Below are 20,608 nucleotides of genomic sequence, written 5' to 3'. Positions count from 1 at the left end.
CATCCGGGGAAATCCCAGGAGAAACGGCATCGTGATACATCCCTGTGGGCAAGCCGGTCCGAGCGCGGAGCACGCCTCATGACCCCGGGCAGGCATGCGGCCGCGCGTGACCGCTCGGCGTCGTGGTGGGCCGGCGTCGTGGAGTGGCGCAACTGGCGGCTGCCGGTGAAGCTGGGCGCCGTTCTGGTGGTGCCCGCTCTGCTCGCCGTGGTCTTGGGCGTCGTGCAGATCCAGCGCGACGTCGAGCGCGCCAACACGTACGCGGACGTGCAGCGGCTGGTCAAGCTGCGCGCCGGGCTGAGGCCGTTGATCGGCGATCTACAGACGGAGCGCACCCTGTCGGCCGAGCGGCTGGGCGGCGGTGGAGCCGCCGATCCGGCCATGCTCCGGCAGCAGACCCGGCGCGTGGACCGCGCTCAGGCCGCCGTCATCCGCACCACGCAGCGCACCCACGGTCTGAAGGGGGCCTCGGCCAACCGCTACCGCGACGCGTCCAAGCTCCTGGACGGACTGCCCGACCTGCGCCAGCGGGTGACCTCCAAGGACCTGGGCTCATGGACCGCCGTGACCGAGTACAGCAAGGTCATCAACAGCCTGCTCGACCTGGACCAGGCGCTGGGCAGCGGATTCGGTGACGCCCAGCTGTCCGGACCGGCCAGCGCGCTGTACGACCTGGAGATGGTCCAGGAGCAGGTCCACCTCCAGCATGTGATCGTCATGGCGGCGCCCGAGCCCGGCAGGCTGGAGGACCCCAAACTCATCAGGGCGCTCCAGGAGTCCGACATCCGCATGCGGGACAAGCTGAGCGACTTCCGCGCCGTGGCCACCGCGGCGGACCAGCGCGCCTACGACCGCACGGTCACCGGCCCGGAGGTCGAACGGCGCGCCAAGCTGCTGGACGCCGTGCTGTCCCAGGCGGGCTCGCCGAACGCCGGGCAGAACTCCGCCGACGCCCCGCCGTTCTCCGACCGCACCTGGCACCGCAGTTCGGAGGCGCACGGAAGCCTCATCAACACGGTGGAGAAGCGGCTGGCCGAACGGCTCCGCGCGACCTCCGCCAAGCTCCAGGACGAGACCAGCGACCGGGCCGGTGCGGAGTCGGTACTGCTCTTCGCCGTGCTCCTGCTCGCCTTCGCCATCGGCATCGCCATCGCCCGCCATCTGCTGCGGTCGCTGACCGTGCTGCGCTCCACCGCGCTCGACGTGGCCGAGCACCGGCTCCCGGAGGCGGTGTCCAGCATCCGCGAGGGCGAGGCGTCCAGCACCTCGATCAGCGCCGTACCGGTCCACACCACCGAGGAGTTCGGGCAGCTCGCGAGGGCGTTCGACGCGGTGCACGGCCAGGCCGTGCGGCTGGCCGCCGAACAGGCCGCGCTCCGCGGCGACCTGCGCGACACCCTGGTCAACCTCTCCCGGCGCAGCCAGAGCCTGGTGGACCGGCTGCTGCGCCTGATGGAACAGCTCGAATCGCATGAAGAGGACCCGGACCAGCTGGCCAACCTCTTCAAGCTGGACCACCTGGCCACCCGAATGCGCCGCAACAACGAGAACCTGATGGTCCTGTGCGGCAGCACCCCCGTCCGCCCCTCCGAGCAGCGGGTGCAGCTGGACAGTGTGCTGCGCGCCGCGGTCTCCGAGATCGAGCACTACCGCCGGGTGGTGGTGGAGCCCGTTCCCACCGCAGAGGTGATCGGGTACGCTGCCGGTGACCTGGCGCGAATGATCGCTGAGCTGCTGGACAACGCCACCGCGTTCTCCCCGCCGGAGACCCGGGTGACCGTCAGCAATACACTACGGCTGGACGGTTCCGCACTGATCGAGGTCCGCGACGAGGGATTTGGGATGAGCGGTGCCGAATTGGCCAAGGCTCATCGGCGCGTAGCGGGGGACGCATCCGTGGAGGTACCTACGTCCCGGCAGATGGGCCTGACCGTCGTCGGTCGGCTGGCCCGTCGTCACGGCGTCACCGTGGAGCTGATCTCGGAGCGGGACACCGGTGGCGGGCTGCGCGCGGGTGTGCTCGTACCGGCCAGGCTGATGCTCGGTGACAGGCCCGCCATCGGGGGCCGGGAGAGCTCGCTGCCGGTCCGGAAGACCTCCGCCAGGACGTCCGAGCCGGCGCGGCCGCACCGTGAGCTCGGTGGCGCCCCGGCGGCGCCCCTGCCGCGCCGCGTGCCCGACGCCCCCCGCTCGCTGCGCGCCGGTGATGCCCCGGCCGCGTCCGAGCACGCGGGCCGCTCCCTGCCGACCCGCCCCGGCTCCTCGCGGGCGTTCACGGATCCCCAGCAGACCGGCGGACTGCCGCGCCGGAACCCCGTAAAGCCAGGCCACCCGGCCAAGCCAGGTCACCCCACCAAGCCGGGTCGTCCCACCCCGGTCGGCGAGGGTGCCCCGGTCGGCGACGGAGTACCGGCTGGCGACGGAGTACCGGCCGGCGATGGCGCACCGGAGAAGAACGGCGCCCTGCCCGGCGATGCCGGAGCGCCCGTGGACCGCCGTACCGCACAGCCGCCGGGGCAGCCCATGGTGCCCCCGCAGCGTTCGCGTCCGACCGCCCCGGACGACGCCGCCTCGCCATGGTTCACGTCGCCCGAGACGGCGCCGGCGGGCTCCCACGACGAGGAGCCGCCCGACGAGAGCCGGCCGGACCCCGCGGACGAGCCCCGCCAGATCGTCCACGAGCGGCCCGGTGCCGCGGAGGCGGGCGGCGTCACCCAGGCCGGGCTGCCCCGGCGGGTGCCGCGCCAGGGTCAGGCGGCGGACCGGGAGAAGCCGCGCGCCACCGGAGAGCGGTCCGCGCCGCGCGCCACCGCGGACGAGGCCGCCGCGCGGCGGAACGCCGGTCGCACCCATTCGTTCCTCAGCAATTACCAGTCGGGCATCCGGCGGGCTCAGCCCGACGGACGCGACGAGACATAAGGTCTCAGCGAAGATGGACAGGAAGAACCCATGACCTCACCCCAGCTGCGGGAGGTGAGCCAGTTCGGATGGCTGGTCACCAACTTCACCGAGCGTGTGCCCAATGTGGCGTGCGCCGTGGTGGTCTCGGCCGACGGGCTGTTGCTCACCGCGTCGGAAGGGCTGGCGGCCGATCGGGCCGAGCAGGTCGCCACCATCGCCGCCGGGGCCATCAGTCTGATCCAGGGCGCTGCCGAGTGCATGGACACCGGTGATGTGCGGTCCTCCGTGATCCAGATGGAGCTCGGGAACATGCTCCTGATGTCGATCAAGGACGGCTCGTGCCTCGTGGTGCTGGCGGCGCCGGACTGCGAAATCGGTCAGGTGGCGTACGAGATGACGGTACTGGTCGATCAGGTCGGCGAGATGCTGACTCCGGAACTCCGCGCCGAGCTCCAGGAATTGCATCTTCGGGGCATCAAGCGGACAGCAGCCCAATAGGCCGGACGGGGAGAAGATGAGCACCGGTGAAGGCCCTTCTGGGCAGGGACCTGGGAGAGAACAGGGGGCGGAGGACGAACAGACCTTCGCCGACGTGCTCAACGCCTTCAGCTTCGGCAAAGGGCGACGCGGGCGGAAGCCACGCCGGTCCGACGGGGCGCCGGAGGGCGCCCGGTCCGGCCGCCGGGGCGGGCACGCCCGGCCCGAGGAGCCCGGGGAAACCTCCCCTCGGGGGGCGTCGGAGCCGGAGCGGTCGAGCGTCTGGGACGCGGAGCACGACGGGAGCCAGGGCCCGGCCTCGCTGGTCCGCGCCTACTCGTGGACGGGCGGCCGGACCAGGTCCGACCATCACTTCGAGGTCGAGACCCTGGTGACCACCACCGAGCTGGGCCACCGCTCGATGGACACCCTCCACGCGGACCACCGCCCGGTGATCGCGCTGTGCCAGGAGCCGCGGTCGGTGGCCGAGGTGGCGGCCATGCTCTCGGTGCCGCTGGGGGTGGCCAAGGTCCTGCTCGGCGACATGGCCGAGCACGGCCTGATCACCGTCCACCGGACGGCTTCCACGGAGGGCGACGTACCGGACGTCTCCCTGATGGAGCGCGTGCTGGTGGGCCTTCGGCGGATCTAGGGGGTGTCCGGCGGATTCTTGGCGCCCGCGGCGGGTCTTTCCCCTCCCCGCCCCTTCCCTCAACTGGGGCTCCGCCCCAGACCCCGGGGTCCAGGGGCGAAGCCCCTGCCACGAGGTGGAGCCGCATATCGGTGCTGTGGGAAGGGGCGGGGAGGGGAAAGGCCCGCCGGACACCCGTGGCGGCTTCGCCGCGCGGGAAGCGACAGGTCCCCGCGCGGCGATATGCCCGTTTCTGGGTGCGATGCCCATCGAAGAACGTCCACTCGCTGATTGCTTGTGCGCGTTCAAAGCCAACACTGAGCAGTTTCACGCTCTTGACGTGATTCGGTCTGATCGGTTTACTCCCTGGCACGCCGATGTCGAATCCTCGGCGGCAGAGGTACGCCCAGCCGGTATGCGGCTCCGCCGTGAGTCCGGCCCGAGTCGCCAGGTCGCTGTCCGTGACCGAGGCGGGGCCGTGCCCTCGGATCATGGAGCTCTCAGCGATGAGCCTGAACCGTTCGCGTATCCCTCCTCCTGTGCGCGGCGGTCCGTCCCGGCGTGGGCTGCTGCGTGGCGGCGGGGCGCTGGCGCTCACCGGCGCCATGGGTGCCGCCGTGGCGGGATGCGGGACGGGCCTGGGGGTGGATTCCCACGGAACCGTGCACATCGAGGTGTGGCACGGGCAGACCAGCACCGCCCTGCGAGCGGTCAAGCGGCTCGTGGCCGACTTCCACCGCGGCCACCCGAAGATACGGATCGACCTGAGCGGCGGCGTGCTCGCGGACGACATGCTCCAGAAGGTGATGGCCGGTCTCGTCGCCGGATCACCGCCCGATGTCGCCTACATCTTCGGCTCCGACCTGGCCAGCGTCGCCAGAAGCCCCCAGCTGACCGATCTGACGACGGTCGTGGAATCGGGGCAGGTGCCGTGGAAGCAGTACTGGCCCGCCGCCCGGGAGGGCGTCACGGTCGACGGTGTGGTCCGTGCGGTGCCCGCGGTGCTGGACTCGCTCGCCGTGGTGTGCAACAAGGCCCTCTTCCGCCGGGCCGGTCTTGAGCTGCCCGGCCCCGGCTGGACGTGGCCGGAGTTCATCGAGACGGCCAGGAAGCTGACCGACCGCGGCAGGGGCACGTTCGGCACCGGCTGGCCCGCGGCGGGCGACGAGGACACGGTATGGCGGATGTGGCCCATGATCTGGGACCTGGGCGGCGAGGTCATCGCCGAGGGCAAGCGGGAGATCGGATTCGCCGGTGAACCCGGGGTCCGGTCCCTCGAGGTGCTCGCGGCACTCGCGAAGGACAGGAGTGTCTACGTCGATCCCAAACCCGGTGGCGAGCAGATGTACCAGGCGTTCGCCGCCGGCCGGGTGGGCATGGTCGCCACCGGCCCATGGCAACTGCCCGACATCCGCCAGGCGAAGATCGACTATCAGGTCGTCCCGCTGCCGAGTTTCCACGGCAAATCGGTGACCATCTCCGGCCCGGACACCTGGAGCGTGTTCGACAACGGCTCCGCGCGGCTGACGGCGGCCCGTACGTTCGTCGGCTGGCTCATGGAGCCCGAGCAGGGGTATCTGTGGGACACCCAGGTCGGCAGCCTGCCGCAGAGCCGGCCGGCCGAGCGCCGTCCGCAGTGGCGGGCGTACGCGGCCGAGGTGCCCGGTCTGCCGGTGTTCACCGAGGTGCTGGAGACCGCCCGGGTACGGCCCGTCGACCGGGCCTACCCCAAGATCTCCATGCCGTTCGGCGAGGCCATCACCGCCGTCCTGCTCGGCAGGAGCACACCGGAGAAGGCCCTGCGGCGATGCGCCGACGAGGCCGACGCGGCCATCGCGAAGGTGCGTTGAGGAGCTCCCATGTCCCGTCTGCCCACCCCCATCACCCGTCCGGCGCCCCGCACACCGGCCCGTCCCGCACGCCGCACCGGCCGCCGGGAGCCCGCACGCCGCACCGGCCGCCGGGAGGCCGCGACCGCCTGGGCGTTCGTCCTCCCCTCCGTCCTGGTCATCCTGGGCCTGAGCGTCATCCCCGTCCTGTGGTCCCTGCTGCTGTCGTTCCAGTACAGCGACCTCCTCACCCCGAGCGTCTGGGTGGGCTGGGACAACTACCGCCGGCTGGCCGACGATCCGCAGTTCGGCCAGGCCGTGCGCAACACCCTGGAGTACACGGCGCTGTACGTACCGCTGAGCATCGGTCTGGGGCTGGTGCTCGCGCTGGTCCTCAACCGCCGGATCAGGTTCGCCGGTCTGTACCGCACGCTGCTCTTCGTGCCGTTCGTGGTCTCGGCCGCCGCCCAGGGCGTGCTGTTCTCCTTCATCCTCGACCCGGAGTTCGGCGCGGCCAACTCGCTGCTGCACCACCTCGGAGTCTCCCCGCAGGGCTTCCTGTCCGACCCGGGCCAGGCGCTGGTGGTCCTGGTGGGCATCTCCCTGTGGAGCGGCACCGGCTTCTGCGTCGTGATCTACCTCGCGGCCCTCCAGGACGTGCCCCGCGAACTCACCGAGGCCGCCACCCTGGACGGCGCGGAACGCCGGCATGTGCTGCGCCATGTCACCCTGCCCACCATCGCGCCGGTCAGCGTGTTCCTGCTGCTGTGGCAGACGATCAGCGCCCTACAGGTCTTCGACCTGGTGTATGTGACGACGAAGGGCGGTCCGCTCGGGTCCACCACCGTGATCGTCTACTTCGTCTGGGAGCAGGCGTTCCGCAACTTCACCGCCGGTTACGGGGCCGCTGCGGCCTACGTCCTCGGCGTCGCCCTGCTCGTGGCCGCCGCCGCGCTGCGGCTGGTCCGGCGCCGTGGCGACCGCCGCATCGAGGGAGCCACGTCATGACGGATCCGTCCTCCTCACGGCGGTGGCCGCGGCTGCCGTTCAGCCCGTGGCATCTGCTGCTCGCGCCACTGGCGCTGCTCTTCGCCGTACCGCTGATCTGGCTGGGGCTCAGCTCGGTGATGAGCGACGCGGAGATCAACCGCTTCCCGCCCGCGCTCTGGCCCTCCGGAATCCACCTGGGCGGCTACCGCTTCGTACTCGGCAACGCGATGTTCCCGCGCTGGTTCGCCAACTCCCTGATCGTCTCGGCGGTCGCGGTCGTGTCCAATCTGCTGCTGGGGACGCTGGGCGGCTACGCCTTCGCCCGGATGCGGTTCGACGGGTCCCGGGTGCTGCTGGTGCTGATGCTGGCCACCATGGCCATCCCGTTCCAGCTGACGATGATCCCGACCTTCCTGGTGATGCGGAAGCTGGGGCTCGTCGACACCCTCGGGGCGCTGATCGTGCCGTCGCTGGTGACGCCGTTCGCGGTGTTCCTGCTGCGGCAGTTCTTCCTCTCGCTGCCCCGGGAGCTGGAGGAGGCCGCCTGGATCGACGGGTGTTCGCGGCTGCGGGTGCTGTTCCAGATCGTCGTCCCGCTGTCCCGCCCGGCGCTGAGCACGGTCGCCGTCCTGACCTTCCTCACCACCTGGAACGACCTGTCGTGGCCGCTCATCGCGCTGAACCACGACGCCAACTACACCCTCCAGCTGGGTCTGACCACCTTCCGGGGGCAGCACCACACCCAGTGGTCGGCCGTGATGGCGGGGAACGTCATCACCGTCCTGCCGGTGCTGCTCGCCTTCCTCGCCGCCCAGAAGACCTTCGTCCGGTCGATCACCTCCACCGGCCTCAAGGGCTGACCGACACCTCAATGAGGCGGCTCGGCCCCTCCCTCACCTGTCAGGAACCCGTTATGTCACCCACCTTCGACCTGCTCGTCATCGGGGACGCCAACCCGGACGTCATCGTCGGACCGCTCGACACCGCGCTCGCCTTCGGCCAGCGCGAACAGCTCGTCGACGGCGGCGCGCTCACCCTCGGCGGATCCGCCGCGATCACCGCGTGCGGCGCCGCCCGGCTGGGGCTGCGCGTGGCCTTCGCCGGACGCGTCGGGGACGACGGCGCCGGACACTACCTGCGCGACCGGCTCGCGGCGCACGGCGTCGATGTCAGCGGGCTGCACCTGGACGGCGGCCTGCCGACACCGCTCACGGTCATCGTGACCCGCGGCGACGACCGGGCCATCCTCACCGCGCCGGGCACCCTCGCCGCCACCTCGGGCCGCGACATCCCCCCACACCTGCTGGCCTCGGCCCGGCACCTCCACGCCGCGTCCTTCTTCCTCATGCCCGGCCTCGCCGCCGATCTGCCGGACCTGTTCGACACCGCCCGCGCGGCGGGCGCCACCACCTCGCTGGACACCAACGACGACCCCTCGGGCCGATGGGACCCCGCCGCGCTGGCGCCCGTCCTCGCCCGGACCGACCTCCTGCTGCCCAACGCCGCCGAGGCCCACCGGCTGGCCGGCACCGACGGCACATCCGTCGCGGCGGCCGCCGAACTCCTCGCGCGACAGGTCCCGCTGGTGGCCGTCAAGAACGGGGCGGACGGCGCCCTGTGCCACGACGGCCGGACCCTGCACACCACCGCCGGGATCCGTGTCACACCCCAGGACGCCGTCGGCGCGGGCGACAGCTTCAACGCGGGCTTCCTCGCCGGACGGCTCACGGGCCGGCCGATCGCCGAGGCGCTCGATCTCGCCGCCGCCTGCGGTGCGCTGTCCACCCGCGCCGCGGGCGGCACCACCGCCCAGCCCACCTGGGACGAAGCTCTCACCCACCTCACCGCCAACGGAGACCTCCCGTCATGATCAACCCCAAGATCGTGCTGATCGGCGCGGGCAGCGTCGTCTTCACCCAGGGCCTGCTGGCGGATCTCTTCGCCTTCCCGGAGCTGAAGACCGCGCGGATCGCCCTGCACGACATCGATCCGGAACGCCTCGCCACCGCCGAGGCCGCCGCGCGCTACATCGCCGAGCGGCGGGGCGCCGCCGCGCACATCACCGCACACGCCGACCGGCGCGAGGCGCTCGACGGCGCCGACTTCGTCATCAACCTCGTCCAGATCGGCATGGGGGAGGCCACCCGGATCGACTTCGAGATCCCGGCGCGCCACGGTGTGCGGCAGACCATCGGCGACACCCTCGGCGTCGGCGGCATCTTCCGCGCCCTGCGCACCTTCCCGTTCCTCAAGGCCCTGGGCGAGGACATCGCCGCCGTATGCCCCGGGGCATGGCTGCTCAACTACACCAACCCGATGGCCATGAATGTGCAGTACCTCGTGGCGGCCACCGGTCTGACCCGGGTGGTCGGCCTGTGCCACTCGGTGCACTGGACCATCCACGACCTGTGCGAGCTGCTGAAGGTCCCCTTCAACGAGGTCACCTACCGCGCCGCCGGGGTCAACCACCAGGCGTGGGTGCTCCGTCTGGAGCACGACGGCACCGATCTCTACCCCCGGCTGGACGCGCTGATCGCCGAGAACGCGCAGCTGCGGCGGCGGGTCCGGGTCGACATGTACCGGCGGCTCGGCTACTACCCGACCGAGACCAGTGAGCACTCCTCCGAGTATGTGCCCTGGTATCTGCACCACGACAGCGAGATCGAGCGGCTGCGGCTGCCCGTCGGCGCGTACCTCGGCATCGTGGACGAGAACGTCGCCGCGTACGAACAAACCCGCGACGCCCTGGCGACCGGCGCCCCGATCGACGTCGAGGGGACCATGGAGTACGCCCCGCAGATCATCCACTCCATGGTGACCGGCACCCCCAGGACCGTCTACGGCAATGTGCCCAACCACGGCCTCATCGAGAACCTTCCGTCCCACGGCGTGGTCGAAGTGCCGTGTCTGGTCGACCGGTCCGGGGTGCGGCCGACCCGGGCCGGTGCGCTGCCGCCGCAGCTCGCCGCGCTCAACCGCACCTACCTCAGCATGAACGACCTCGTGGTGCGCGCCGCCCTGGAGGACGAGCCACGCCACATCCGGCACGCGGCCATGACCGACCCGGCGACCGCCGCCGCCCTGCGTGTCGAGCAGATCTGGGAGCTGTGCGACGAGATGGTGCGCGCACACCGCGAACGGCTGCAACCGGCGCTGCGCGCGACCCTCGCCATCTGACTCTCGCCATTTGACCGTCACCATCTGACAATACGAAGAATAGTGTGCCAAGCGACTCACGCAGTGCCGTCGGTCGCCTCGCGGAGCACGTCCCGCACCTGGCCGCGCAGCCATGCATGGGCGAGGTCGCTGTCGTGCCGGTGATGCCAGGTGAGGACCACCCGGGTCGGTGGCAGCTCCAGCGGGAGCCGCCGGGTGACGAGACCGAGCCTCGCCGCGGCGGGGCGGCAGACCCGCTCGGCGACGACGGCCACGGCGTCCGAACGGGACACCACGTCCAGCGCCGCGGCACTCGTCGGCAGGGACGCGATCACCCGCCGCCGCAGCCCGCGTTCGGCGAGGGCGTCGTCGATGGCGTTGTGCAGCCGGCCCCGGCGCGAGACGGTCACGAAGGTCATGCGGACGAGCCGGTCGAGGCCGACCCGGCCCTTGGCGAGCGGATGCCCCCGTCGCAGCGCCAGGACCAGCCGGTCGGCGCCGACCACCTCGGAGGAGATCTCCGGGCGGCCCGGCTCGTTCGCGCCGATCTCCAGATCGACCTGGCCCCGGGCGAGGTCGGGCTGGTCGGCGGCGGACTCGGCCAGCAGGCTCAGATGGATGTTCGGGGCGGTGGCGCCGATCCTGGCGATCAGCGGGGCGGCGAGGGCGGCCAGCAGGGCGTCATGGCCGCGCACGGTGAAGTGCCGGTTCAGGGCGGCGAGGTCGAGCCGGCGTACGGGAGTGAGCACGGCGGTGGCCCGCCGGACCAGGTCGCGGGTCTCCTCGCGCAGTTCCAGGGCGCGCGGGGTCGGGACCATGGTGCGGCCGGCGCGCACCAGGATGTCGTCGCCGGTCGCGCGTCGGATCCGGGCCAGCGTCCGGCTCATCGCCGGTGGCGTGAGGTTCAGCCGGTCCGCCGCGGCGGTCACGCTGTTCTCCTCCAGCAGCGCGTCGAGCGCCACGAGCAAGTTGAGATCCACCTGCGCCACGGTAAGGCAACCGCCGGTGGGATTGCGCACGGCGCCATGTCCCACCCGACCCCGCGGCGTGTGCGGCCCCCGCCGCCGGGCGGGGGCCGCGGAGGTGCCGGGCGGGGGCCGCGGAGGTGCCGGGTGTCAGCGGGTGTACACCTCGGCGCGGTCCACGCTCACGAACGAGGCGCCCGACTGGGCGTTGTGCTCGCCGGTCACCCGGATGCGCAGGGTGTGGCGGCCGGAGGCGAGCCGGGGACTGCGGTACTGGAGCGTCTCGCCGGTGCGGATCGCCCCGTAGAAGTCCACGCGCTGCTCGGGGCCGCCGTCGATGCTGAGGGCGGCGATGCCGTTGCCGGTGTCGCGGACCGACAGCAGGGCGATCCGGGTGCCGGTGAAGGAGAAGGTGGCGGTGTTGCCCGCCCGGTCGCTCCAGTGGTCGTCGCCCCAGAAGCACTGGGTGGCGCAGCCGGTCCCCGAGTTCCAGGAGCCGGTGTAGGACACGCTTCCGTCGCCGCTGGACCGGCCGTCGTCATTGATCCAGTACGTGCCCGCTCCCGGGTCGCCGGACGGCAGGTCCTGGGTGGCGCCCATGGCGAGCGGGCGGCCCAGGTTCGGGCTGCCGTCGGCGTTCCAGGTGATCTTCTGCGCACGGGTGGTGCGGTTGCTGTAGGTGTTCACCGACGTGGTCTTGGCGTGGTAGACGATCCAGTCCTCCTTGCCGTCGGGCGAGCGGAAGAACGCGTGGTGGCCGGGGCCGTAGACGCCGTGGTCATCGGCGCGGGAGAACACCGCGCCGGAGCGCTGGGTCCAGTTGCCGGGCACGAGCGGGTCGGCGGTGGACGGCAGGGACATCATCCAGACCTGGTAGTCCGGCTTGCCGGTGTCGCAGGTGGAGTACGTCATCCAGGTGCGGCCGTTGCGGTAGAGGAACTCGGGGCCCTCGCGCACCTCCGGGCAGCCGCCCGCCGCGTTGATGGCGACCGCGTTGCCCGAGACGGTGTACGGGTTGGACATCGGGGCGATGTTGAGGCCGTTGTGCTGGTACTGGTTGATACCGGAGTAGGCGAGGTAGAGGCGTCCGTTGTGCTCGAGGAGGCCGGGGTCGATGGCGAAGTCCGCGGCGTGGTTGGGCGGCGTCAGCCGGGACTTGAAGTGGTACGGGCCCGCCGGGTCGTCGCGGTCCGACTCCAGCACATAGAGCCGGTGGTGGTCGTCGGTCCCGTCGTCGGCGGTGTAGTAGAGGTACCAGCGGTTGCCGAAGCGGTAGAACTCCGGTGCCCAGATGTGCTGGTTGCGGGAGGCGTCGGTGTCCGTCCACACGGTGATGGGGTCGGCATCGAGCAGGGTGCCCAGGGAGGTGGAGCGCCACATCCGGATGCTGTCGCCCTGCGTGGTGGTCAGGTAGTAGTTCCCGTTCCAGGTGGCCACAAAGGGGTCGGGGCCGGTGTTGAGGGGGTTGCGGAAGGTGCCCGCGGCGGTGGTGTGCGGGGCCGCAGTGGCCGCGGGCGGGCCGGAGATCAGGCCCCACAGGACGGCGAGCAGGGCGGTGAGCAGCGCCGCGCGGCGGCGGGTGGTGCGAGGGCTCATGGGCGCTTCCTTGCGTCGATGCGAGTACGGCTTGTGAGGGTTGGCTCGTGGGGGAGGTGTCACAGGCCGTCCGCGGCCGTCAGCGCGCCGAGTCCACTGGCCTGGGTGCGCCAGTCCACCTGGTTGGGGCTGGTGCCCGCCCAGCGCTGGCCGAGCCGGTTGAGGGGGTCGCGGTCGGTGGCCCAGATCGAGTCGGCCTGCTTCTTGATGTACGCCCGGTAGCCGGCGGATCCGGTGGCGTCCGCGAGGTCGGCGAAGTGGCGCATGAAGACGCCCTTGAACTGCTTCTGGTTGTCGTCGCAGGAGTTGCCGCCGGTGTCGCAGGACTCGGTCAGCACGCCGTCGCGGGTCAGCGCCGCCGAGCTGGTCGCGGCGTCAGCCAGGCGGCGGGCGGTGTCCAGGTACTTGGTGTTGCCGGTGGACCGCCACAGCTGGGTGAAGGCGCCGATGGCGAGGCCCTGGTTGTAACTCCACACGGTCTGGGAGTTGTTGCGGCAGTCGCCGGTGAGTCCGTCGTTGACCAGCCCCGATCCGTTGATCAACCCGCTGCCCAGGTACCAGGTCGCGGCCGTGGCCGCCCGGCCGCCCCACAGGGTGTCGCCGGAGATCCGCCGGTGCAGTGATGTGGTCAGCCACAGGTACAGCCCGTTGGTCACGGCGTTCTTGTAGGTGCGCTCACGGTCCCACCACACACCGCCGCCGCAGCTGCCGGTGTCCCAGTACTGGTGGACGTAAGCGGCGATGGTGACCGCCTCGTCCAGGTAGCGCCGCTCGTGGGTGTGGTCGTACGCGGCCAGCCAGGCCACGCCCCACCAGGCCGCGTCGTCGACGGCGCGGCTGATGAAGTGGCCCTCCACCGCGTCGGAGCTGCGCTCGCCCGGGGCGAAGGTGCCGCGGTTCTGCTCGAAGGTGCGGGCGATGACCCAGTCGTAGTCGTGCCGCCCGGTGCGCTGGGCGAAGTCGATGAGCGAGGTGACCGCGACGGCCGAGTTCCACCAACTGCTGCGCCACCAGCCCTCGTACGGGTGGTACGAGGCCATCAGCGCGTCGGCGGCGGCGCGCGCCCGGCTCGGCGCGGGTCTGACCCAGGCCGTGCAACTGCCCTCCTGGTGGCTCGCCTCGCGGCCGCACGCCCGCACCGCGCCGCCGAACATCAGCCCGCGCGGATCCCGGGTGGCGAACATGGCCGTCCGTGTCGAGGTCTTGCCCGGCGCCACGCTCGTACGGCCGAGGGAGGAGCCCTCGGGCCAGGTGGCGCCGGCGTCCCAGGAGCGGTCCAGCCAGATCTCGTCGCCCGTGCCACCGCTTTCGATGACGCCCCACGCCATCGCGTTCTTCTGGTCGACATGGAGGCTGATGGTGCGCCCGAACAGGGTGGTGGCGGGCACCGGGCGGTCGTCGCCCGCCGCGGTGGCGGGGTCGGCGCCGTCGCAGAACGCGCCGTCGCACACCTTCGGGTAGACCCAGCCGGTGCAGGCGACACCGGCGGCGTCGGCGCAGGCGCGGATCCAGCCGCGCCGGTGGCCCACCGGGTCGGTGAGGTTGTACATCAGGGTGCGGGTGCCGGTCCAGGTGCCGGGGATGCTCGCCTTGCCGAGCAGGCCCTCCCAGGTGGCGCCCCGGTCCCAGGACCGGTCGAGCCAGACCGCGTCGCCGCTCACACCGTTGTCGATGCTGCCCCAGGCCATGGAGTCGGGGTCGGAGACGTGCAGCTTCAGGATCCGGCCATTGAGATTCACCTGCGGTACGGGGAAGGTCTCGCGCTGCGCCTTCGAGGGGTCGAGGGTGTCGCACGCCAGCGCGCAGACCGGGGTCGCGGCACGGGACGGCGTGGGGAGGGCGACCAGTCCGGCCAGGGCGATGGCCAGGGTCAGAAGTCCGTGGAGGACACGGTGGAGCCGCGCTGACATGACGTACCCGCCTTTCCGTGGGGGCCGTGCGCATGAGCGTGGGGGAGGAGCGAAGTGGCGGCTGAACGTGGGGGAGGAGATACGGGCGGCCGCCCGCGCGGGGCGGCCGCCGGAGCGCGCGGGCCCCTTCGGCCGGGGCCCGCGGCGGTCGTGCTAAGCGCTCCGCTGGAAGTGTCGCGATGGGGCGTCGGCCGGCTGCGGTGCCGTCGTGGCTGGTCGCGCAGTTCCCCGCGCCCCTTCGGGGCACTGCCCGAACCGTAGCGGACTTCCTCTGACCTGCTTAGGGAGCCCAGGGCGACTCGATCGCCCAGGTGGTGTCCTCGGTGAAACTGGCCGGGTTGTCCCAGGCGTGGCTGCCGCCGGACTGGGCCAGCCACAGCTCGGCGTTGATATGCCGCAGATACTGTCCGGGGAAGTTGGCGGCCGACATCCGGATGCCACCGTTGCCCTGGGTCGGGCACCAGGTGGCGTCCTCCTTGGACACCGTGGAGCCGTCGCCCGCCTCGCGCCGGACGCGGAAGTCGCGGTGGCGCAGATACTCACCGGGGTAGTTGCGGGACTCGAAGGAGTAGCAGAGCTTGTTCGCGAGACCCTGCCGGACCGTCCAGGTGGCGTCCCGTTTCAGCAGATCGGCGCTGGCCGCGTGCACCACCTCGGTGAAGCCCAGACCGTCGTAGTGGCGGATGTAGCGGTCGGTGTAGCCGGGGGTGGTGACCCGGATCGACACGTTCTGCCCGACGGGCAGCTTCACCGTGGCGCCGGCCGACCGGGAGGCCGCGATGAGGGCCTGGTTGGCGGCCCGGACCCGGGCCTGGTCGACCTTGACCACCTGCCGGTCGTAGGACATCAGCCCGTTGGCCTCGTTCTCCACGTCCGTGATCTGGGTGTAGACGGAGGCCGACAGGCCACCCGCGGGCATGCCGCTCTCCCGGATGCCGTCGAGCAGGCCGACGAGCCGGTTGTTGAGCGCGGGGACGCTCGGCTGGTCCTCGTAGCTGAACCCGCCGCCCGGATACCACTCATGGCCGGGCATCCGGTAGCCCAGGCCGCCGTACTCCCCGAGCACCGAGGCGCGCACCGGCTCCGCCGGGGTATTGCCGGGCCCGACGTAGTTGTGGTTGTCGATGACGTCGCCGTTGCCGCCGTCCTTGGCGGCGCAGCAGTTGACGCCGCTCATGTTGTCGACCAGGCGCGAGGGGTCGTACGCCTTGACCATGTCGGCGATGCGGGCCTGGTCGTACTGGCCCCAGCCCTCGTTCTGGTCCACCCACTGGATGAGCGCGGGCGAGCTGCGGTGCTGGTCGATGATGGCGCGGTACTCGCTCTCCCACTGGGCGCGGGCCGCGGTGTCCGGGGTCTTGCCGCTGTCCATCGAGGGCATGTCCTGCCACACCAGTAGCCCGAGCCGGTCCGCCCAGTAGAACCACCGCTGCGGCTCGACCTTGATGTGCTTGCGGACCATGTTGAAGCCCAGGTCCTTGTGTTTCTGGAGGTCGTACTTGAGGGCCTCGTCGGTGGGCGCGGTGTAGATGCCGTCCGGCCAGTAGCCCTGGTCCAGGGTGCCGGTCTGGAAGACGAACTTCCCGTTGAGCACCGGCCGCCGGACCCCGCCCACGTCCTTCACCGCGATCGACCGCATGCCGGTGTAACTGCCGACCTTGTCGGCTCCGGCGGCGCCGGTCAGCTCGGCCGTGACGTCGTACAGGAACGGGTCCTCCGGCGTCCACAGACGGGCGTTCGGCACCGGTACGGAGAGCTCGCCGCCCACGGTGCCGGTGGCGCTGCCGACCGTCGTACCGCCGCTGGAGACGGTGACCTTGACGCCCGCGCCGTCGGCTCCTCCGGCGCCGCGCACCGTGACCCGCAGGGTGTTGTCCGCCAGGCGCGGGACCATGTCCAGCCGGGTGATGTGCGCGGGGGCGGTGGGCTCGAGCCAGACGGTCTGCCAGATCCCCGACGAGGCGGTGTAGACGATGCTGCGGCCGGGGTGCGGGGTGACGTCCTGGACGCGCTGCTTGCCGATGGCCTGACCGCCGGTCTCCGTGGGGTCGTACACGGAGACGACGACGGTGTTGGTGCCGCCGTTCAGCAGAGACGTGATGTCGTAACTGAAGGCGTCGTAGCCGCCGCGGTGGGCGGCACCCGCCTGCTTGCCGTTGACCCAGACCGTGGTCTCCCAGTCGGACGCGCCGAAGTTGAGCTGGACACGGCGGCCGTTCCAGCCGGAGGGGACCGTGAAGGTGCGCTTGTACCAGAGCTTGTCATTCTGGGTGATCTTGCGCTGGACGCCGGAGAGCGCCGACTCGGGCACGAACGGCACCCGGATCCGCTCACCGAACGTGGCCGGCTGTCCGGCGTCGCGGGAGGTGACCGCGAAGTCCCAGATCCCGTTGAGGGGGGACCAGTCGGGCCGGGTGAGCTGCGGGCGCGGATACTCCGGCAGCGGGTTGTCGACCGGGACCTGGTTCGTCCACGGGGTCGTCATCGGGGAGGGTTTGGGCTCCCAGGCCTGGGCGGCGTGGGAGGGGCCGGCGCCGGAGACGAGCAGACCGGTGGCGGCCAGCGCGGGGACCACGGCGGCGGCCACGCGCCGCCGCCAGGTCCGTCTTGGACGGAGGGCGGGGAAGCGAAGGAACAAGTGTCTCAGCACGCTGCTGCTCCATGGTCCGGTTGGCGCCGCCGCCCGGAGGACGGCGGAACTCTTCCACAGGGAACACTTGCTGCACGCATTACCAGAGCACTCACTCCAGTGTTTGTCCATACCTTGGGACAACGTTGTCGGCGAGGCAGGGTCGTATGCGGAGCGGCAGCGCGCGGGAGGGGGCCCTAGATCGCTCGGGACGGCCCGGAGGCATCCCCAGGTGACCAGCGGGGCCGGATGCCCGCGATATGACAGGTCATGAAGTACAGCGGAATCGGCGGGGTGTACGGCGAGTCGTCCTGGGGGTGGTGGATCAGGCGGGGGAGGCGGGAGCGCCCGGAGTACTCGCCGCTCAGGTCGGTCATCCGCGCCCCGACCGCGTAGCTGGTGAACGGCGGCCAGGCGACGTCGATGTGCGACCCCGACGGCACGATCCACCACCACCGCTGGTCGTCGGCGAAGACACAGCCGATACGGGGCAGACACTTCATGACCCGCCTGCCGATGTCCGTGGGCATCCCCACCGCGTCGTACCCCAGTCTGGCGGGCAGTCCGTCGGGGAGCCGCAGACGTCCGCGGTGGCCTCGCCAGAGGCGCGCCGCACCGAGTGACGGGGCCTCAGGCATCTCGCGTGCCTCAGGCGCCTCGGGGGCAACAAACTGTCGGTCCATGAGTCAGTGACACTCTTCCGTGCGCGACGGCAGCTCGGCCCATACGATCCGCCCCGGCCCGTGCGGGGCGTCCCTGACGCCCCAGGCGCTGCTCACCGCGCCGACCAGCAGAAGCCCTCGCCCGCAGTGCTCATCGGAGTCGGGGGTGCGGGGCGCGGGGAGGGTGTGGGCCCGGATCTCATCCTCGACCTCGAGGCGCAGCAGTCCCGCGCCGACGCTCAGCCTGCACTCCAGATGATCGCTGACCGTATGCGTGATCACGTTGGTGACCAGCTCGGAGACCACGAGGAGCGCGTCGTCGCACACCTGGGCGCTCACGCCCCAGGCGCGCAGCCGCTCGCGCACGGCCGCGCGGGCCGTGCTCACCGACGAAGCGGTGGACGGAAGCCGTAAAGCACATCCCGGGTGGGTGTCCTGCTCCCGGGACGTCCGAAGGGGAGTCAGGGGAAGGGCGAGGGGAGCCACGAGCGGCCGCCTTTCGTCTGCCTGCGCATCATGACCGTGCCGTTCCCGCACTGCGCAGTGCCTACGGACGTACCCACGCAAGCGTTCCCACCGTGATCGGACGGTGTGACCACTGTGACAGGTGCAACGAACGACTTGCAAGCGGTAAGTTGAAAATTGCAAGTTGCCATCGGGGGGATGTCGTTCGCGCGGCCGGCGACCGTGACAGACTTCAGCCGTAGCCCGGTGTGGGGAGGTAGAGCGTTGGCGGCGGAAACCGCATGGGGCGGTGCCCCCTCCGTCCTCCGCATGATCCTCGGCAGGCAGCTGGAGGAGCTGCGGACGCGCGCCGGCCTGACCTACGACCAGGCGGGCGCCGCGATCGGGGTCAGCCACTCCACGATCCGCAGGATGGAAGCCGCCAAGGTGGCCCGGCTCAGACTCGCGGACGTGGAGAAGCTGCTCCAGACGTACGGCGTCACCGACCGGCATGAGCTCGACACCTTCCTGAAGTCGGTCCGCGAGGCCAACAAGCGCGGCTGGTGGCACACCTACCGCGATGTGATGCCGGACTGGTTCGCCGCCTATCTGAATCTGGAGCAGGCGGCGCTTCAGATCCGCGCCTACGAGGCGCAGTTCGTGCACGGGCTGCTCCAGACCGAGGACTACGCCCGTGCGCTGCTCAGCGCCGGAAATCCGCACGCTCCGTCGGAGGCCACCGAGCGCCGGGTCGCCCTGCGGATGCAGCGCCAGGAACTGCTGTCCCGGGAGTCCCCTCCCCGGCTGTGGGTCGTGATGGACGAGACGGTGCTGAGGTGGCCGGTCGGGGGCCCGGCCGTGATGCGCGCCCAGATCGACCATCTGATCGAGGTCAGCGCCCTTCCCCAGGTGACCGTGCAGATCATGCCGTTCGGAAGCGGACCGCATCCGGCCATGCGGGCCGGTGCGTTCCATGTCTTCCGGTTCAGGGCCCCGGAGTTGCCCGACATCGTCTACCTCAGCGGCCTGGTCGGCGCGGTGTATCTGGACAAGGAAGACGACGTGGTGGTGTATCGCGAGGTCCTGGACCGGTTGGGCGCCCAGTCGGTGCCCGCCAGGAAAACCGAGGCCGTCCTCGGCGCAATTCGCAAGGAGCTCTGAAGTGCACCACCACATACGCAGCGGCATGCCCTCCGACGACCTCGGCGCCCTGGGCTGGTCCAAGCCGTGGAGCGACGACGCCGGGGGCGCCTGCGTCGAGGCCATGAAGCTGCACGACGGACGGGTGGCGCTGCGCCAGTCGACCGACCCCGACGGCCCCGTACTGGTTTTCACCACGAACGAGATGACCCTGTTCCTGGCGGGTGTGAAGGACGGCGACGCCGACTTCCTCTGCTAGCCGTCACGACACCACATCCTTCCCGGTCGCGGGGGGAATTTTCTAGCCTCTCTACCAAGGGAAACACCACACACAAAAAGCAACAACAAACGAAATATCCCTCCTCACACTACCACCCCCACCCCCCCCCCCACGACCGGGGGCCACACCAACAGCGAACTGACGATCCACTGGGAGGGGACGCCTTGAGCGACAACGGATGGTCGGCCGACCGCATCGACACCGAGAGCGCGCATTCGGCACGTATCTACGACTACATCCTCGGCGGTAAGGACTACTACCCGGCCGACAAGGAAGCGGGCATCGCCATGTCCCGCGAGTGGCCCGCCCTGCCGATTCATATGCGGGCCAACCGCGACTTCATGAACCGGGCCGTGCGCTATCTGGCCGAGGAGGCGGGCATCCGGCAGTTCCTCGACATCGGCACCGGCATCCCGACCTCGCCCAACCTCCATGAGATCGCCCAGGCGGTGGCCTCGGACTCCCGGGTCGTCTACGTGGACAACGACCCCATCGTGCTCACGCTCTCCCAGGGCCTGCTCGCCAGCACCCCCGAGGGCAGGACCGCCTATGTCGAAGCGGACATGTGTGAGCCCGCCACCATCCTGCGGGCCCCCGAACTCCGCGAGACCCTCGATCTGACGCGGCCGGTCGCCCTGACGGTGATCGCCATCGTGCACTTCGTCCTGGACAAGGACGACGCCTACGGAATCGTCAACCGCCTCCTGGAGCCGCTGCCCTCCGGCAGCTACCTGGCGATGTCCATCGGCACCGCCGACTTCGCGCCGGACGAGGTGGCCCGGGTCGCCCGTGAGTACGCGGCCCGCGACATGCCCATGCGGCTGCGCACCGAGGCCGAGGCCGAGCGGTTCTTCGACGGCCTCGAGCTGGTCGAGCCCGGCCTCACCCAGGTTCACAAGTGGCGCCCGGACGCCACCGCCACCGAGGACATCAAGGACGAGGACATCGCGATGTACGGGGCGGTGGCCCGCAAGCCCTGACGTCGTTGCCCGACGCCG

General features: G+C 71.0%; 17 protein-coding genes. 11 read left to right on the top strand and 6 right to left on the bottom strand.

What is annotated here, in order from left to right:
- Positions 1–78: 78 nt before the first annotated feature.
- The 8 genes from ACT2CW_RS08070 to ACT2CW_RS08035 all read left to right on the top strand — a co-directional run bounded on the left by ACT2CW_RS08070 (position 79) and on the right by ACT2CW_RS08035 (position 10,005).
- Positions 79–2,919 (top strand): nitrate- and nitrite sensing domain-containing protein, encoded by a 2,841-nt coding sequence (locus ACT2CW_RS08070; protein ID WP_445516054.1) that lies wholly within the window; start codon positions 79–81, stop codon positions 2,917–2,919.
- Positions 2,920–2,949: 30 nt separating this feature from the next.
- Positions 2,950–3,399 (top strand): roadblock/LC7 domain-containing protein, encoded by a 450-nt coding sequence (locus ACT2CW_RS08065; protein ID WP_037953651.1) that lies wholly within the window; start codon positions 2,950–2,952, stop codon positions 3,397–3,399.
- A gap of 16 nt (positions 3,400–3,415) precedes the next feature.
- Complete coding sequence (locus tag ACT2CW_RS08060; RefSeq protein WP_445516053.1) at positions 3,416–4,030, top strand: DUF742 domain-containing protein; 615 nt, start codon at positions 3,416–3,418, stop codon at positions 4,028–4,030.
- 485 nt (positions 4,031–4,515) lie between these two features.
- Positions 4,516–5,859: an extracellular solute-binding protein gene (locus tag ACT2CW_RS08055; protein ID WP_445516052.1), complete on the top strand. Its 1,344-nt coding sequence runs from the start codon at positions 4,516–4,518 to the stop codon at positions 5,857–5,859.
- Between the two features lie 9 nt (positions 5,860–5,868).
- Positions 5,869–6,846: a carbohydrate ABC transporter permease gene (locus ACT2CW_RS08050; protein ID WP_445516051.1), complete on the top strand. Its 978-nt coding sequence runs from the start codon at positions 5,869–5,871 to the stop codon at positions 6,844–6,846.
- On the top strand, positions 6,843–7,688 hold the full coding sequence (locus ACT2CW_RS08045; RefSeq protein ID WP_445516050.1) for a carbohydrate ABC transporter permease: 846 nt from the start codon (positions 6,843–6,845) through the stop codon (positions 7,686–7,688). Before ACT2CW_RS08050 ends, ACT2CW_RS08045 begins: the two co-directional genes overlap by 4 nt.
- Positions 7,689–7,741: 53 nt before the next feature.
- Entirely contained in the window at positions 7,742–8,698 is a 957-nt protein-coding gene (locus tag ACT2CW_RS08040; RefSeq protein ID WP_445516049.1) for a carbohydrate kinase family protein, read from the top strand.
- Positions 8,695–10,005, top strand: coding sequence for an alpha-glucosidase/alpha-galactosidase (locus tag ACT2CW_RS08035; protein WP_445516048.1), 1,311 nt, complete (start codon positions 8,695–8,697; stop codon positions 10,003–10,005). Before ACT2CW_RS08040 ends, ACT2CW_RS08035 begins: the two co-directional genes overlap by 4 nt.
- Before the next feature lie 56 nt (positions 10,006–10,061).
- Here the strand turns inward: ACT2CW_RS08035 and ACT2CW_RS08030 are convergent, their stop codons facing one another.
- The 6 genes from ACT2CW_RS08030 to ACT2CW_RS08005 form a co-directional block, all read right to left on the bottom strand.
- Positions 10,062–10,964: a LysR family transcriptional regulator gene (locus tag ACT2CW_RS08030; protein WP_445516047.1), complete on the bottom strand. Its 903-nt coding sequence runs from the start codon at positions 10,962–10,964 to the stop codon at positions 10,062–10,064.
- A gap of 135 nt (positions 10,965–11,099) precedes the next feature.
- Complete coding sequence (locus ACT2CW_RS08025) at positions 11,100–12,545, bottom strand: glycoside hydrolase family 43 protein (protein ID WP_445516046.1); 1,446 nt, start codon at positions 12,543–12,545, stop codon at positions 11,100–11,102.
- A gap of 59 nt (positions 12,546–12,604) precedes the next feature.
- Entirely contained in the window at positions 12,605–14,455 is a 1,851-nt protein-coding gene (locus ACT2CW_RS08020; RefSeq protein ID WP_445516045.1) for a glycoside hydrolase family 76 protein, read from the bottom strand.
- 280 nt (positions 14,456–14,735) lie between these two features.
- Positions 14,736–17,042, bottom strand: coding sequence for an AbfB domain-containing protein (locus ACT2CW_RS08015; RefSeq protein WP_445516232.1), 2,307 nt, complete (start codon positions 17,040–17,042; stop codon positions 14,736–14,738).
- 239 nt (positions 17,043–17,281) lie between these two features.
- Positions 17,282–17,722 (bottom strand): hypothetical protein, encoded by a 441-nt coding sequence (locus ACT2CW_RS08010; RefSeq protein WP_233361485.1) that lies wholly within the window; start codon positions 17,720–17,722, stop codon positions 17,282–17,284.
- Between the two features lie 48 nt (positions 17,723–17,770).
- Positions 17,771–18,232, bottom strand: a complete 462-nt coding sequence (locus ACT2CW_RS08005; RefSeq protein WP_445516044.1) for an ATP-binding protein — start codon at positions 18,230–18,232, stop codon at positions 17,771–17,773.
- A 243-nt stretch (positions 18,233–18,475) separates the two neighbouring features.
- Here ACT2CW_RS08005 and ACT2CW_RS08000 point away from each other — a divergent pair, with 243 nt between their 5' ends.
- The 3 genes from ACT2CW_RS08000 to ACT2CW_RS07990 all read left to right on the top strand — a co-directional run bounded on the left by ACT2CW_RS08000 (position 18,476) and on the right by ACT2CW_RS07990 (position 20,590).
- Positions 18,476–19,351, top strand: coding sequence for a helix-turn-helix domain-containing protein (locus ACT2CW_RS08000; protein WP_164431884.1), 876 nt, complete (start codon positions 18,476–18,478; stop codon positions 19,349–19,351).
- Positions 19,352–19,376: 25 nt separating this feature from the next.
- Positions 19,377–19,589 carry a DUF397 domain-containing protein gene (locus tag ACT2CW_RS07995; RefSeq protein ID WP_445516231.1) on the top strand — a complete coding sequence of 71 codons (213 nt, stop codon included), beginning with the start codon at positions 19,377–19,379 and terminating at the stop codon, positions 19,587–19,589.
- Between the two features lie 185 nt (positions 19,590–19,774).
- On the top strand, positions 19,775–20,590 hold the full coding sequence (locus ACT2CW_RS07990) for an SAM-dependent methyltransferase (RefSeq protein ID WP_445516043.1): 816 nt from the start codon (positions 19,775–19,777) through the stop codon (positions 20,588–20,590).
- The last annotated feature ends 18 nt before the right edge of the window (positions 20,591–20,608 follow it).

It is taken from the genome of Streptomyces sp. NEAU-174 (assembly GCF_052665095.1).
The sequence above is the reverse complement of the archived record's forward strand: the minus strand, read 5'-3'. Positions and strand labels throughout refer to the sequence as shown.